We start from the raw sequence: 13,710 nt of genomic DNA, 5'->3' as shown, positions 1-13,710 counted from the left end.
CAGGCTGATGCGCAGGAGCGCTCCACCACCCACCCAGGCGACCGGTGCTGGATGGGGTGATGGCCACGAGATCGCTCTTGACCGTCCCCCTGCTCACCACGGTCGCGGCCGCCGCCGCGGCCTGGTTCGTCCTCGGCCCCGCCGCCGCCCTCGCGTTCGTCGCGCTCGCGCTCCTCGAGATCGCGATGGCCGCCGACTCGTCGGTGCCGATGGCCGGCATCGCCGGACGACTGCACTCCCCCGCCCGCCGACTGTTCCTGTCGCTCGGCATCGTCGCGGGCGTCCTCGCGATGCGCCTGCTCCTGCCTCCGGCGGCGGTCGCCGTCGGGGACGCGACCGACCCGGCGAGCTCCGTGCAGGAGGCCGTCTTCGCCCCCGGTTCGTTCTCGGCGCACCTCGCCGAGGTCCGCCCCGGCCTCGCCGCCTTCGGCGCCGCCTTCATCTGGCTCGTGTTCGCCGAGTACCTGTTCAACACGGACCGTGCGTCGCGCAGGTCCTGGCTGGGCCGCCTGGAGGCACGGCTCGCCGCCGTCGCGCGACCTCGCGTCTGGTCGCTGGTCACCGCTGCGACGGGGGTCGCCGTGACGGCCGTCCTCGTCGGCGTCGACCGTGCGTGGTCGCCGGGAGCCCTGCTGCCGGTCGTGCTCGGCGGCGCGGCGGGCATCGCGGCGTACCTCGGGTCGAAGCGCGTCGCCGCCTGGGCGCTCGACGGGGTCGGGTCGGACACCGCGTCGATCGGGGTCGGGCGGGGCGCCTGGCGGATCCACGCCTACGCGTCGACGGTCGTGTTCGAGCGGGGGCTCGTCGTGTTCATGCTGTTCGAGATCCTGGACGGGGTGTACAGCCTGTCGGGCTCGGGCACGCTCGGCGCCGACGGGCTCGGTGCGCTCGAACAGGCCGCGGTCGCGGTGGCGGCGATCGGCGTCGGCGCGGTGTTCCTGGCGCGGTTGACCTCACGGTTGGACGAGGCCGCCGGGCTGAAGCGGTTGCGCTACCTGAAGGCCGGGGCGGCGTACGTGCTCGGCGTGCTCGCGGTGCTGCTCTGGGCGAGCCTGCTCGTGCCGATCCCGGGTGTCGTCGTCGGGTGGTTCGGCAGCGTGGTGATCGGCTCGGCGCTCGCGAGCTCCCTGCCGTGGCGAGCCTGGTGGCGTCGGCTGTCGCGGCGCCCGCACCCCGTCTGATCACGCGCCTGGAAGGATCCACCGGCGATCGGCGTTGACTTGCGGGTCGGACGACGATCGGAGTGCACGTGCTGGGTCCTGAACTGGTGGTCGTCCTCGGCCTGGCCATCGCGCTGACGGCGGGGATCGCGGACCGGATCCGGGTGGCCCCGCCGGTACTGCTGCTCGTGTTCGGCGCCGCGTTGGCGTTCGTGCCGCAGTTCGCCGACGTCGAGCTGCCCGCCGACGCCGTCCTGCTGCTGTTCCTGCCGGCACTCCTGTACTGGGAGAGCCTGACCACGTCGCTGCGCGAGATCCGGAAGAACCTGCGCGGCATCGTCCTCATGGGCACGCTGCTCGTGGTGGTCACGGCCGGAGCGGTCGCGGTGCTGCTCCACCTGCTCGGCCTGCCCTGGGGGCCAGCATGGGTGCTCGGCGCGGCGGTCGCCCCGACCGACGCGACCGCGGTCGGCGTGCTCACGAAGATGCTGCCCCGCCGCAACGTCACCGTCCTGCGCGCCGAGAGCCTGGTGAACGACGGCACGACCCTCGTCGTCTACGGCATCGCGGTCGCCGTCACGGTGGGCACGCAGGAGCTCACCTTCTGGGGCGTCTCGGGGATGCTCGTCCTGTCCTACGTGGGCGGGGTCGCCGCGGGCCTCGCCGCCGCGTGGGTCGGGACGCTCGTGCTGCGCCGGGTCGACACCGTGGTGCTCGAGAACCTCGTTACGTTGCTCGTCCCGTTCGGCGCGTTCCTCGCGGCCGAGGCCATCGGTGCCTCCGGCGTGCTCGCCGTCGTGGCGGCCGGCATCGTCGTCAGCCAGGTCGGTCCGAAACTCGACCGGGCCGAGACCCGCCAGCAGGTCCGGGCGTTCTGGTCGTTCCTGACGTTCCTGCTCAACGGCGCGTTGTTCGTCCTGGTCGGCATCGAGGCGATGGTCGCGGCACGGGCCCTCACGCCACCCGAGCTGCTCCGCGCCGCCGGGATCGTGCTCGCCGTCGCGGTGGTGCTCGTCGTCGTGCGGTTCGCCTTCCTCAACGCCGCGGGCGGCACCGTCTGGCTCGTCACGCGACGCACCGGCGGCGCACCGCGCGAGGGGCACCGCGACCGGCTCGTCAGCGGCTTCGCGGGCTTCCGCGGTGCGGTGTCGCTCGCGATGGCCGTCGCCGTGCCGCGCATGCTCGAGTCCGGCGCGGACTTCCCGGACCGCGACCTCATCGTCTTCGTGACGGCGGGCGTCGTCGTCGTCACGATCGTCGGGCAGGCCCTCGTGCTGCCGGCGGTCCTGCGGCGGGCAGCGCTGCCCGAGGACGAGTCGGTCGGCGAGGAGCGCCGCTTCGCGGAGCGGACCGCGATCGAGGAGGCGCTCGACGCACTCCCCCGGCTCGCACGGTCCACGGGCGCCGACCGGGCGACCGTCGAACGCGTCCGCAAGGACTACGAGGCGCACCTCGACGTCATCCAGGCACGCGAAGAGGACGACGACGAGCACCCGGCACTGCAGCGGCACGACTCCGCCGTCGCGCTCGAACTCGCCCTCGTGCAGCACAAGGCCGCGACCCTGCTGCGGCTCCGCGACTCGGACGAGATCGACGACCTGGTGCTCCGGCAGGTCCGCGCCGGCTACGACGCGGAAGAGGCACGGTTGGGCGGCATCACGCCGGCGTGACGCCACCGTCCGCGTCGTCGGAGGCCGCAGCGTCGGACGCGAGCGCCTTCCGACGCTGCGCGACCTGGACCGCGATCGCGACCGGGATCGCGGCGAGGGCGACCGCCCGCAACCACGGGCGGTCGAACACGTGCCGCGTGGCGTGGTCCAGCGACACCGGACCGGGGCCGCCGAGCGCGAACATCGCCGCCGAGAAGCCGAGGAACGCCGGGAACTCGAACCCGCCGTCGGCGTTGAAGAAGCCGTTCGGGGTGTGCACGCTCGACGCGACGCCCATCGTCGTCGCAGCTCCCGCGCCGGCGATCGGGGTGGCGAGTCCGAGTGCCAGTGCGGCGCCGGAGCCGGCCTCGCCGATCCCGGCCAGGACGGCGTTCCGTTTGGCGGGCCGGAAGCCCATCGCGTGCATGCCCTGCGCGGTGCCCTCGATGCCTCCGCCGCCGAAGGCGCCGAAGAGCTTCTGGGAGCCGTGCGAGACGAGGACGGCTCCGAGGGCGATGCGGAGCAGCGTCTTGGCGGTGACCGAAGCGGTGCTGGTGGTGTGCGAGCTCATGCGCGCGACGGTACGCCGCGACGGACGATCGTGAGCAGGAATGGTCGGGTTGCCCGGAGGCACCCGACCATTCCTGCTCACGAAGCGCGCCACGAAGCGCCGCGCGCCTACCGCTTCAGGTTCGTCAGCTCCTGCAGCACCTCGTCCGAGGTCGTGATGATGCGGGCGTTCGCCTGGAACCCGCGCTGCGCCACGATCAGGTTCGTGAACTCCTGCGACAGGTCGACGTTCGACATCTCGAGCGTTCCGGAGGCGAGCGAGCCGACGCCCGCCGATCCGGGGGTGCCGACGGAGGCCTGGCCCGAGTTCGCGGTCGCCCGGTAGCCCGAGGCGCCGGTCTTCTCGAGGCCGGCGGGGTTCGCAAAGGTCGCCAGGGCGATCCGTCCGAGGGCCAGCGAGGCGCCGTTCGAGAACGACCCGGTGACGGTGCCGTCCTTCGAGATCGAGTAGCCCTGCAGGGAGCCGGCCTCGTGGCCGTTCTGCGACGAGATCGACGCGGTGTTGAGCGACGCGAAGCCGGACAGCTGGGTCATGTCGACGGTGATCCCACCGACTGCCAGGGTGGAACCGGAGGCGATCGAGCCGTCGGTCTTGAAGGTGATCGTGCCGGTGGCGGAGGTCCCCTGACCGTTCGACGCCGAGACGTTCCACCCGGTGGTCGTGCGGGTGTACGCGAGCGACATGGTGTGCTTCGTGCCGTACTGGTCGTACACGGTGGCGTCACGGTTGAGCGTCTCGCCCACGGCGGTGTCCGACGGCAGGTTGCCGCTGACGGTGGCCGAGGTGGTCGACGTGGCGGGTGCGGCGGCGTCGAGGGGCAGACGGATGTCGGTCAGCTGGCCGCCGTCGTTGACGACGCCGTTCGTGGCCGAGTACCCCTGCACGATCTTGCCGTCGGCGGTGACCAGACGGCCGTTCGCATCGAAGTCGAAGGCCCCTGCACGGCTGTACACGGTGTCGTTGCCGAGGCGCGTGACGAAGAAGCCGTCGCCGGAGATCATCAGGTCGGTGGCCTTGCCGGTGGCCTGGGCCGAGCCCTGTGCGAAGTTGGTGGACACACCGGCGACCTGGACGCCGAGGCCGATCTGCGCGGGGTTCGTCCCGCCGATACCGGACTGCGGTCCGCCGGCACCCTGGGTCATCTGCGACAGGGTGTCCTGGAAGACGGTGGTCGACGACTTGAAGCCGACGGTGTTGACGTTGGCGATGTTGTTGCCGGTGACGTCGAGCATCTGCTGGTGCGAGCGGAGGCCGGAGATCCCGGAGTAGAGCGAGCGGAGCATGGTGCGTCCTTTCGGAGAGGCAGGAAGAGCAGGGAGGAAGAGGGGGAGAAGAACGGTCAGGAAGCCGGTGCGGTGGTGGTGATGCCGGAGATCACGTCGAGAGCGACCTCCTTGCCGTTCACGGTGACCGTGGGAACGCTGTTCGCGTAGGACACGGCTGAGGCGGTCCCGGTGACGGACTTCCCCGAATCGGCGTCGGTGTAGCTGACCTGCTTGCCGACGAGGTTGGCTGCGGCGATGCGCATCTGCAGCGAGAAGTTCTCGTTCCCCGTCGTGGTCTGGTTGGTGATCTGCTCCATCATCGCGAGCTGCGTCTGCTGGCTGATCATCTGGTTGGTGTCCATCGGCGACGACGGGTCCTGGTTCTGCAGCTGCGTGACGAGCAGCTTCATGAACACCTCGGAGTCCATCGTCTGAGACTTCTTCGCGGTCGAGTTCGCGGCGAGGGCCGCGGCCTGGGCAGCCTGGTCCACGCTGCCGGTGATGCCGTCGATGGGCATGGTCTGGTTCCTGTTCGTGAGCCGGTCAGGCGAGGACGTCGAGTCCCGCGGTGCGGATGGTGGAGGAGGAGGTGGTGGCGGCGGACGCGGGCTGCGTGGCGGACGTGCGCCGTGCCTCCAGGCCGGTGTCGGCACGCAGGCGGCCGTCGGCCGGTCGCTGGTCGCGACCCGGCGCCGTGTCCGGGTGGTTCTGGGAGGACAGGTCGAGCGTCGTGCTCAGCCCGGTGCCGGCGGCGTCGCGCCGCAGGTCGGGCAGCACCTGGCGGACAGCGTCGCGGCCCGCCTCGGACGCCGCAAACAGCTCCACGTGCATGCCGTGCGCCGTGACGTGCGCGCGGACCAAGACCGGTCCGAGGCTGTCCGGCACGACCTGCACGGTGACGACGTGCTCACCGGGGCCGGCCAGCGCGAGCGAGAACACCGGGCGCGCGAGCTGCTGCCCGAGCGGTGCCGGCGTGGCCGACGCAGACGGAGCCGCGGTGGCCGGGGTGGGCGCGGCGGTCGGCGTCGTGGGCAGGACGAAGGGCGTCTCGCCACCGCGGGCGGTGGTGACTGCCGGGAGGCCCGGATCACCCGCCGCCGCCCCCTGCTGGTCCGTCCCGTGGCCGGTCTGGGCACCGCGTGCGCCGGTCGCCGCGGCGACCGTCACGACGACAGGGGTCGCGGTCGCGGTGCCGTCCGCGGGAGTCGGGTTCGTGGGCGCGGCCTGCGCGGGGACCGCCGACGCGAGCGGTGTGGCGGCTGCGGTCGCTGCGGCGGCCGTGGGTGCGGCGGCCGTGGGTGCAGCGGACGTGGGTGCAGCGGACGTACGGATGGCGGACGTACGGACGGCGGCTGCAGCCGGGCCGACGTCGGTCGGGGTGGGCGGGACGCTCCCCTGCTGGGCGGTGGCGGCCAGGAGCTGCGCTGACGCGGTCGGCGCAGCGGTCGAGCGTGCCGTGGCGGGTGCCGGCGCCGGGGTGGACTCGCCCGCCGCTTCACCCGCGTCCGCACCGGCGGCTGCGTCGGAGCGTGCCGACTGCGCGGGGACCACGGGAGTCGCGGACAGCTCGGCCGGGGCCGGAACCGCGACTGCACCGGCCACCGGGGTCTCGGTCACGGGCGACCGCAGGACCGCCGGAGCCGTCGTCGCGGCATCCGCGGCGGACCCCGCTTCGAGCGTGGCGGACTCCGGAGCAGCGGTGGCGGCGGTCGCCGGAACCGGGGCGGCGGTGGGTGTGGGCACCAGTCCGGCGAGCAGCAGCGCCTGCGAATCGGCGGCCGGAGTCGTGTCGGCCGTGGCCGTGTCCGGCGTGGGCGGCGTCGTGTCCGGCGTGGGCGGCGTCGTGTCCGGCGTGGGCGGCGTCGAGGGCCTGGTGCCGTCGTCGGCCGCGGTGCCGGCACCGTCGTCGCGCGCCGCTGACCGGTTGCCGGCGCGAGGACCGGTCGCGGCCGCGGCGGTCAGGGCGGCGTCGAACGAGCCGGGCCCGGCAGGGTCGGTCGCACGGACAGGGGCAGCGGCTCTCGTCGGAGCGGGCGCGGGCTGGGTGGCGATGGTCAGGCTCATGAGGCGCTCCCGGTCTGCATCATGGACAGCAGCGCGGCGGTCTGCAGGTCGGTGGCACTGCTCGCGGCCGTGGTCGCGGTCGGCGCCGGGGTGGCGGACGCCTGGGCCGGCACGATGCGGCGGATGGTCGCGATGTCGGCGTCGGAGTACCAGTTGTCGACGATGCGGACGTCCTTGCCGGGGCGCGGCGCGTGCAGCACCTTGCCGTCGCCGACGTAGATGACGACGTGGCCCTCGCCCTTCGGGACGATGAGGTCGCCGGGCTGTGCGTCCTTCAGGGACCCGACCTCGACGCCCATCTTCGCCTGGTCCGGCACGACCCGTGGCATGGTCACACCGAGGTCCTTGAACACGGTCTGCACCAGGCCCGAGCAGTCCATGCCGGCGGTCGTGGTGCCGCCGAACACGTAGGGCACGCCGAGGTACTTCTTCGCGTCCGCGACGACGTCGGACCCGGTGGCGCCGCTGCCCGTGGCGAGCGTGCCCGCGCCCGCGTCGACCGATGTTGCGGGCGCGCTGCTGGTGGTCGCCGCAGCGGCGGCAGCAGCGGTCGCGGTGCCGGTGCCGGTGGAGCCCGTGGCGGTCGCCAGTGCATCAGCGAACGCGCTCGACGACGCACTGGTCGCGGCGGCGGACGACGACGAGCTGGCCGCCGGGGCCGCGCCCCCGCGCAGGGTGTCGATCTGGGACCGGATCTCGGAGATCCGGGAGAGCACCGCTTCGACGCTCATCGGGCACCACCTTCCGTGCGGCGTCGTGCCGCGATCTCGTCGAGGGCGTTCTGTTCGGTGCGGAGTTCCTCGGCGGCCTGCTCGGCGGCGTGCTTGCCCTCGAGCTTCTCCAGGCCGACCGCGGCACGCCGTGCGGCGGTGTACTCGTCCTGCGCACGGTCGGCGTCCGCGCGGCGGGTCCGCACGACGGCGTCGAGCTCCTCGAGCATGCCGCGGGTCGCAGCGCGCGCGGCGGCGACGGCGCTCAGGGTGGCGGCGTCCTCGATCGGCTGCGCGCCCTCGGTGTCGGCGAGGCTCCGGCGCGCGGCGATCCGGGCGTCGGCAGCGTCACGGACCCGTTCGTTCGCGGTGGCGAGCGAGGCGGCGGCGCGGTCCTGTTCGGTGTGGCGCAGGCGCAGGAGTCCGGCGAGCGGGAACCGGCGGGCCATCACGACACCCCCAGCTGCTGCACGAGTCCGCCGAGGCGCTGCCAGGAGGCGTCGGCGGTCGCCCGCTCGTCCATCCCCTGGCGCAGGAACGCGTCGATGGCGCCCTGGTGGTCGACGGCGGCGTCGACGAGCGGGTTCGAACCGCGCTGGTACGCGCCGACGTCGAGCAGGTCCTGGGCGCCGGCACGCGCGGCCATCACCTTCCGCAGCACGGTGGCGGCGGCGCGTTGCTCGGGTCGGGTGACCTTCGAGGCCACGCGCGACACCGAGCCGAGGGCGTCCACCGACGGGAAGTGCCCGGTGATCGCGAGCTTGCGGTCGAGCACGACGTGCCCGTCCAGGATGCTGCGGGCGGCGTCGGCGATCGGTTCGTTGTGGTCGTCGCCGTCGACCAGCACGGTGTACATGCCGGTGATGCTGCCGACCCGGTCGGTGCCGGCGCGCTCGAGCAGCCCGGCGAGCACCGAGAACGTCGACGGCGGGTAGCCCCGGGTCGCCGGCGGCTCGCCCACGGACAGCCCGATCTCGCGCTGCGCCATCGCGACGCGGGTGAGCGAGTCCATCATGAGCACGACGTCCTGGCCGGCGTCGCGGAACGACTCGGCGATGCGGGTGGCGACGAACGCCGCACGCAGGCGCATGAGCGCGGGCTCGTCGGAGGTCGACACGACGACGATCGAGCGGGCGAGACCCTCGGGCCCCAGGTCGTCCTCGAGGAACTCGCGCACCTCACGGCCACGCTCCCCGACCAGCGCGATGACGTTGACGGCGGCGTCGCTCCCCCGCGCGATCATCGACAGCAGCGACGACTTGCCGACACCGGAGCCCGCGAAGAGCCCCATGCGCTGGCCGCGGCCGACGGTGGTGAGGGTGTCGAGCACGCGCACGCCGAGCTGCATCGGGGTGTCGATGCGGGTGCGCGCCATCGCGTTCGGCGTCGCGTGGTCGAGCGGCACCAGGTCGACCGGCTCGCCACCGGCGCCGACGAGCGGGCCGCGGTCGTCGATCGGCCGGCCGAGCCCGTCGAGCACACGGCCGAACAGCCCGGCCCCCGTCGGCACGAGCACCGGACGGCCGGTGGGGCGTGCCGGGGTGCCGGCGGTGACACCGGTCAGGCGGCCGAGCGGCATGCAGCGCACGCCGGAGGCATCGGTGGCGACGACCTCGACCGCGGTCTGCACGCCGTCCTCTGCCCCGACCGTGACGACCTCGCCGACGTGGGCGTCGAGCCCGGCGATCGTCAGACCGAGGCCGACGGCGCTCGTGACGACGCCGACCCGCTGGGGCGCGGCCTGCCGCAGGGCGTCGTCGAGCCCCCGGGGCCGGAGCAGCGTGGCGCTCATGCCGACGCCCCCTGCAGCTCGACGCCGAGCGCCGTACGGGCGCGGTCGAGCGCGGTCGCGATCCGGGCGTCGAGGATGCCGTCGGGCAGGTCGACGACGGCGTCGCCGTCCCGCAGCGCGGGGTCCGCGACCACCGGGACGGGCAGGTCGACGTCGGCGACGCGGGCCGCATCCGCCGGGCTGAGCCGGACGGCCACCGGGACGCTGCGGTCGATGGACGCGAGCGCCCGCCGGACGGTGGTCTCGGCGCCGGACGTGATCCGTGCTTCCCGGTCGTCATCGGGACCGACCGCCGGACGGGAGGCGCGGATCTCGTACCCGACGATCGCCTCGGCCAGGTCCGTGGCCGCGCTGGCGACCGACGCCTCCGCGTCGCTCAGGACGGGTGCGACCGTGGACAGCATCGCGTTCGTCGCCGCGTCGAGGACCGCGATGCGGCGGACCGTGTCCGCGCGCAGCGACGCGGTCAGCGCGGCGTGCTCGGCTTGCAGGCGGGCGCGCAGGGCGTCCGTCTCGGCCTGCGCGGCGCGGAGCCCTGCGGTGTAGCCGGCCGCGTGGCCGCGGACGTCCGCACCGGACGCACGCTCGCGCCCGGCGGCGTCGCCGATGACGGGGAACGCGATGCGCTGCACGGTGCCGGCGGTCGTGGTGTCAGTCAACGAGCTCGTCCTCCTCGGCGCGGTGCACGGTGATGACGCCCTGCGCCTCGAGCTCGCGCACGGAACGGACGACCTCGGCGCGCGCCTCCTCCACCTGCGAGACACGGACCGGGCCCATGGCCTGCAGTTCGTCGTCGAGCAGCGAGCGGTTGCGCTCGGACACGTTCGCGCGGATCGTCTCGACGACGGGTCCGGCCGCACCCTTCATGGCGGTCGCCAGCAGCTTCGAGTCGATGCCGCGGAGCACCTGCTGGATGTCGCGGGACTCGAGCTTGACGATGTCCTCGAAGGTGAGCATGCGCGAGCGGATGTCCTCGGCGAGCTCCGGGTCGCGGGCCTCCAACCCGTCGAGGACGGCCTTCTCGGTGGCGACGTCGGAGCGGTTGATGATGTCGACCAGGGGCGCGATGCCCCCGACGACCTCGACGCTCTCGCGCGGCGACACGACGGCGCCGGCGCGCTGCCGCAGGACACCCGCGACGATGCCGACGGCTTCCGGGGTCGCGCTGCCCATCGTCGCGAACGCCTGCGCGACGTCGGTGCGGACGCGCTCGTCGACACCCGCGAGGACGGCGCTCGCCTGCCCCGGCTTGAGGTGCGCGAGGACGAGGGCGATGGTCTGCGGTAGCTCGCCCTCGAGCAGGGTGATCACCTGACCGGGCTCGGCGTCGTCGAGGAAGTCGAAGGACTGGCCCGCCAGGTTCGAGGCCAGGCGGTCCATCACGCCGGCAGCCCGCTCGGCGCCGAAGGACGCCTCGAGCAGCCCGAGCGCGGTCTCCTTGCCGCCGCGCTTCTGCAGCCGACCGCTCATCGTGATCCGGTGGAACTCCGACATGGTCTGGTCGACGACGGTGTCCTCGACGCGGCGCATCCGGACGATCTCGGCCGAGATCTCCTCGGCCTCCATCTCGGTGAACTGCTTCATCACCTCGGCGGCGCGCTCGGTCTCCATCTGCATGAGGATGAGCGCGACCTTCTGCGCGCCGCTCAGCGTGCGGTCGCTCGAGTTCTTGCCGGTGCCGTTGCCCGGGCCGCCGGCGCTCGGCATCAGGGCGCTCACACCGGCGCCCGGTCGTCGAGGAGCCCGCGCAGCAGCTCGGCCGTGCGCTTCGGGTCGCGTTCGGCCAGCGCGGAGATGTCCTGGCGGCGACGCTCGGCCGTGATCTCGTCGGTCGTCAGCACCTCGGTCGGCGGGTCACCTGCGGGCATCGTCGACAACACGGCGGTCGGGGCGTCACCGGCACCGAGGGTCGCACGGTCGGCGGCGCCGTCCATCGCGAGGGGCAGCTGGAACGTCTCGCCGGCGAAGGCGTCGAGCTCGCCGAGGTCGACCGCCTCGCGCTCCTGCTTCCGACTGCGGCGGGCGATGACGAACATGACCGCGATGAGGGCGAGCAGGATGCCGATGACGATGCCGGCGGTGCGGATCGACGACCACAGGGCCTCCTGCTGATCGGCCTTCTGCTGCGCTTCGAGGGCCTTGGCGGCCTGGTCGGCGCCGCTGGTGTCGAAGTCCATCATCGCCACCTTGACCTGGTCGCCGCGGGCCTGGTCGACGCCGGCGGCGGCGGAGACCAGGTCGTTGATGCTCTGCAGGTTCGCGTTCTGCACGGCGTCGGCCTTCGAGTTCAGCGCGACCGAGATGGTCTGCCGGTCGAGGGACCCCGAGGGGATCTGCGTGGTCTCGGTGGTGTGGTCGACGGCGTTGTTCTTCGTCGCCGACTCGTTGGTGTACCCGTCGTCGCCCGTGCCGCTCGTCGCCGTCCCGTTGGGCACGGCGATGTTGTCCGGGCCGAGGACCCCGGTCGCACCCTTCGACGCACCGGATCCGGCGCCGTACTGCTCGGTGGTGCTCGACTCGTTGAGCGCGACCGGTCCGGAGGTCGGGGTCGTGTAGCTCTCCGACGTGCGGGTGCCGGACTCCTGGTTCATCGTGCCGGAGACCACGACGGTCGCGTTGCCGACACCGAGGGTGGTGTCGAGCAGGTCCTGGATCTTCTTGCTCGTCGCGGCGTCGTAGTCGGCGGCCTGGTCGGCGCCGCTGCCGGTGGCGCCGGTGCCGACGGCGGACAGCGTCTGGCCCTTTGCGTCGACGACCGAGACGTCGGTGGGCTGCATGCCCTCGACCGACGCGCTGGTCAGGTGCACGATCGCCTGCACCTGGTCGGTGCTGAGCTGCGTGCCGTTGTCGGTGGCGATGAACACCGACGCCGTCGGGTCCTTCTCCTCGGACACGAACACGGACTTCTCCGGGATCGCGAGCTGCACGGTCGCGGTCTGCACGCCGTCCATCGCGCCGATGGTCTTGGCGAGTTCGCCCTCCATCGCCCGCTTGTAGGTGACGTCCTGCTGGAACTCCGAGCTCGTCACGCCCATCTGGTCGAGCAGCGAGTACCCGCCCTCGTTCGACGACGGCAGCCCGTTCGACGCGGCCTTGAGGCGCTCCGAGTAGACCTGCGCCTGCGGCACGAGGATCGTCGCGCCGCCGTCGGTGAGCTGGTACGGCACACCGTCGGTCTGCAGCTGGTCGGTGATGGAGCTCGCGTCGGCGGCGGCCAGCCCGGTGAAGAGCGGCGCGTAGGAGGCCTTGCCGAGCCACGACGCCAGGGCGATCCCACCGAGCACGAGCGCGGCGATCACCAGGATCGCGATCGTGCGCTGGGCGGCGGAGAAGCCCTTGACGTACGCGGACAGGCGCGCGAAGACGTTCTTGACGGCGACGGGCATCAGGCCTGCATCCTCATGATCTCGTTGAAGGCGTCGACGCCCTTGTTGCGGACGGCGGAGACGAGCTCGAGCGTGACCTGCGCGCGGGTGGCGGCGATGGTCGCGTCGTGGATGTCGTCGAGGTTGCCGGTGACGGCCTTGAGCGCGAGGGTCTTCGAGTCGCTCTGCAGCGCCTGCAGCCCGTCGACGGCGTTCCCGAGGCTGGCGGCGAACCCGCTGCCGTCGGTGCTGGTCGCGCCGGCGGTTCCGGCGACGTCGCTGGACGTGCCGGACACGCTCGTCAGCGCGTTCGTCATCGCGTTGGTGGTCACACCGTTGACGGCGTCGATGGGCATCAGTTCTTCCCGATCTGCAGTGCCGCCTCGTAGGCGGTCTTGGCACGGTCGACCACGGCGGCGTTCGCCTGGTAGCCGCGCTGGGCCATGATGAGGTCCGCCATCTGCGTGCCGAGGTCGATGTCCGGCATGCGGACGTAGCCCTCGTCGTTCGCGAGCGGGTTGTCCGGGTCGTAGGTCACGCGGCCGGCCGCGCTGCCGAACGCGGCGCCCTTGACGTAGGCGCCGGACACGCCGTTGCCCTCCTGCACCTCGACGTAGCGTGCCTGGAACGCGGTGTCGTCCATCGACTTCACGGTGTTCGCGTTCGCCATGTTGTCCGCGACGGCGTCGAGCCACTTCCGGTGCACGGTCATGCCGGTGCTCGCGATGCCGATCGCGTCGAAGGTCGTCACGAGTTCGTCCGCATCGCCGCACGGACGCTGGTGAGCTCGGAGTTCATCGCCTGGGTGGCGAACTGGTACCGGAGCACGGTGTCGACGTTGGAGAGCGTCTCCTCGTCGAGGTTGACGTTGTTGCCGTTCGTGTTCGTCGGCTCGAGGCTGCGGGCGACCGTCGGCGCGGTGTCGCCGCTGCCGTCGGTGATCGACTTCGCCAGGGCGTCCTCGAACTGGACCTTCTCGGCGTGGTAGTTCGGCGTGTTGATGTTCGCGATGTTGTTCGCGATCACCTTCTGGCGCATCGACAGGCCGTCGAGAGCGCTCTGCAGCGCGACGCTCGTCACGGAATCGAACACGGTGGTCCCCTCGTCAGGCGTCGTCGGTGGACGTCGCCGTGC

At 72.7% G+C, this 13,710-nt stretch carries 15 protein-coding genes; 2 read left to right on the top strand and 13 right to left on the bottom strand.

The window, feature by feature from the left end; translation table 11 throughout:
• Nucleotides 1–59 precede the first annotated feature (59 nt).
• Both ACXKZB_RS09690 and ACXKZB_RS09685 read left to right on the top strand, forming a co-directional pair.
• Nucleotides 60–1,181, top strand: coding sequence for a DUF475 domain-containing protein (locus tag ACXKZB_RS09690; RefSeq protein ID WP_488822897.1), 1,122 nt, complete (start codon nucleotides 60–62; stop codon nucleotides 1,179–1,181).
• A gap of 68 nt (nucleotides 1,182–1,249) precedes the next feature.
• Nucleotides 1,250–2,830: a Na+/H+ antiporter gene (locus tag ACXKZB_RS09685; RefSeq protein ID WP_123313120.1), complete on the top strand. Its 1,581-nt coding sequence runs from the start codon at nucleotides 1,250–1,252 to the stop codon at nucleotides 2,828–2,830.
• Here ACXKZB_RS09685 and ACXKZB_RS09680 read toward each other — a convergent pair.
• The 13 genes from ACXKZB_RS09680 to ACXKZB_RS09620 form a co-directional block, all read right to left on the bottom strand.
• Entirely contained in the window at nucleotides 2,817–3,380 is a 564-nt protein-coding gene (locus tag ACXKZB_RS09680; protein WP_488822894.1) for a DoxX family protein, read from the bottom strand. The genes ACXKZB_RS09685 and ACXKZB_RS09680 overlap by 14 nt on opposite strands.
• 107 nt (nucleotides 3,381–3,487) lie before the next feature.
• Nucleotides 3,488–4,663: a flagellar hook protein FlgE gene (locus tag ACXKZB_RS09675; RefSeq protein ID WP_111084147.1), complete on the bottom strand. Its 1,176-nt coding sequence runs from the start codon at nucleotides 4,661–4,663 to the stop codon at nucleotides 3,488–3,490.
• Nucleotides 4,664–4,719: 56 nt separating this feature from the next.
• Entirely contained in the window at nucleotides 4,720–5,163 is a 444-nt protein-coding gene (locus ACXKZB_RS09670) for a flagellar hook assembly protein FlgD (RefSeq protein WP_488822892.1), read from the bottom strand.
• A 25-nt stretch (nucleotides 5,164–5,188) separates the two neighbouring features.
• Nucleotides 5,189–6,709, bottom strand: a complete 1,521-nt coding sequence (locus ACXKZB_RS09665; protein ID WP_488822890.1) for a flagellar hook-length control protein FliK — start codon at nucleotides 6,707–6,709, stop codon at nucleotides 5,189–5,191.
• Entirely contained in the window at nucleotides 6,706–7,440 is a 735-nt protein-coding gene (locus ACXKZB_RS09660) for a C40 family peptidase (protein ID WP_488822888.1), read from the bottom strand. Before ACXKZB_RS09660 ends, ACXKZB_RS09665 begins: the two co-directional genes overlap by 4 nt.
• A complete protein-coding gene (locus tag ACXKZB_RS09655) occupies nucleotides 7,437–7,868 on the bottom strand; it encodes a flagellar FliJ family protein (RefSeq protein ID WP_123312735.1) in 432 nt (143 codons plus the stop codon). Before ACXKZB_RS09655 ends, ACXKZB_RS09660 begins: the two co-directional genes overlap by 4 nt.
• Entirely contained in the window at nucleotides 7,868–9,211 is a 1,344-nt protein-coding gene (locus tag ACXKZB_RS09650) for a FliI/YscN family ATPase (RefSeq protein WP_488822885.1), read from the bottom strand. The genes ACXKZB_RS09655 and ACXKZB_RS09650 overlap by 1 nt, the downstream gene beginning before the upstream one ends.
• Entirely contained in the window at nucleotides 9,208–9,870 is a 663-nt protein-coding gene (locus ACXKZB_RS09645; RefSeq protein WP_488822883.1) for a FliH/SctL family protein, read from the bottom strand. The genes ACXKZB_RS09650 and ACXKZB_RS09645 overlap by 4 nt, the downstream gene beginning before the upstream one ends.
• Nucleotides 9,863–10,930, bottom strand: a complete 1,068-nt coding sequence (fliG, locus tag ACXKZB_RS09640; RefSeq protein ID WP_488822881.1) for a flagellar motor switch protein FliG — start codon at nucleotides 10,928–10,930, stop codon at nucleotides 9,863–9,865. Before fliG ends, ACXKZB_RS09645 begins: the two co-directional genes overlap by 8 nt.
• Nucleotides 10,927–12,597 carry a flagellar basal-body MS-ring/collar protein FliF gene (gene fliF, locus ACXKZB_RS09635; protein WP_488822879.1) on the bottom strand — a complete coding sequence of 557 codons (1,671 nt, stop codon included), beginning with the start codon at nucleotides 12,595–12,597 and terminating at the stop codon, nucleotides 10,927–10,929. The genes fliG and fliF overlap by 4 nt, the downstream gene beginning before the upstream one ends.
• Nucleotides 12,597–12,932 (bottom strand): flagellar hook-basal body complex protein FliE, encoded by a 336-nt coding sequence (gene fliE / locus ACXKZB_RS09630; protein WP_123312739.1) that lies wholly within the window; start codon nucleotides 12,930–12,932, stop codon nucleotides 12,597–12,599. The genes fliF and fliE overlap by 1 nt, the downstream gene beginning before the upstream one ends.
• Nucleotides 12,932–13,327 carry a flagellar basal body rod protein FlgC gene (locus ACXKZB_RS09625; protein ID WP_235035933.1) on the bottom strand — a complete coding sequence of 132 codons (396 nt, stop codon included), beginning with the start codon at nucleotides 13,325–13,327 and terminating at the stop codon, nucleotides 12,932–12,934. The genes fliE and ACXKZB_RS09625 overlap by 1 nt, the downstream gene beginning before the upstream one ends.
• Entirely contained in the window at nucleotides 13,324–13,668 is a 345-nt protein-coding gene (locus ACXKZB_RS09620; RefSeq protein WP_123312740.1) for a flagellar basal body rod protein FlgB, read from the bottom strand. The genes ACXKZB_RS09625 and ACXKZB_RS09620 overlap by 4 nt, the downstream gene beginning before the upstream one ends.
• Nucleotides 13,669–13,710: the final 42 nt, after the last annotated feature.

Source organism: Curtobacterium sp. ABR8 (genome assembly GCF_057812125.1).
The sequence above is the reverse complement of the archived record's forward strand: the minus strand, read 5'-3'. Positions and strand labels throughout refer to the sequence as shown.

Coding starts and splice junctions, on each gene's coding strand:
- ACXKZB_RS09670 (WP_488822892.1), bottom strand. CDS start 5,163: ATGCCCATCGACGGCATCACCGGCAGCGTGGACCAGGCTGCCCAGGCC.
- ACXKZB_RS09665 (WP_488822890.1), bottom strand. CDS start 6,709: ATGAGCCTGACCATCGCCACCCAGCCCGCGCCCGCTCCGACGAGAGCC.
- ACXKZB_RS09660 (WP_488822888.1), bottom strand. CDS start 7,440: ATGAGCGTCGAAGCGGTGCTCTCCCGGATCTCCGAGATCCGGTCCCAG.
- ACXKZB_RS09690 (WP_488822897.1), top strand. CDS start 60: ATGGCCACGAGATCGCTCTTGACCGTCCCCCTGCTCACCACGGTCGCG.
- ACXKZB_RS09650 (WP_488822885.1), bottom strand. CDS start 9,211: ATGAGCGCCACGCTGCTCCGGCCCCGGGGGCTCGACGACGCCCTGCGG.
- ACXKZB_RS09680 (WP_488822894.1), bottom strand. CDS start 3,380: ATGAGCTCGCACACCACCAGCACCGCTTCGGTCACCGCCAAGACGCTG.
- fliF (WP_488822879.1), bottom strand. CDS start 12,597: ATGCCCGTCGCCGTCAAGAACGTCTTCGCGCGCCTGTCCGCGTACGTC.
- fliE (WP_123312739.1), bottom strand. CDS start 12,932: ATGCCCATCGACGCCGTCAACGGTGTGACCACCAACGCGATGACGAAC.
- ACXKZB_RS09675 (WP_111084147.1), bottom strand. CDS start 4,663: ATGCTCCGCTCGCTCTACTCCGGGATCTCCGGCCTCCGCTCGCACCAG.
- ACXKZB_RS09655 (WP_123312735.1), bottom strand. CDS start 7,868: ATGGCCCGCCGGTTCCCGCTCGCCGGACTCCTGCGCCTGCGCCACACC.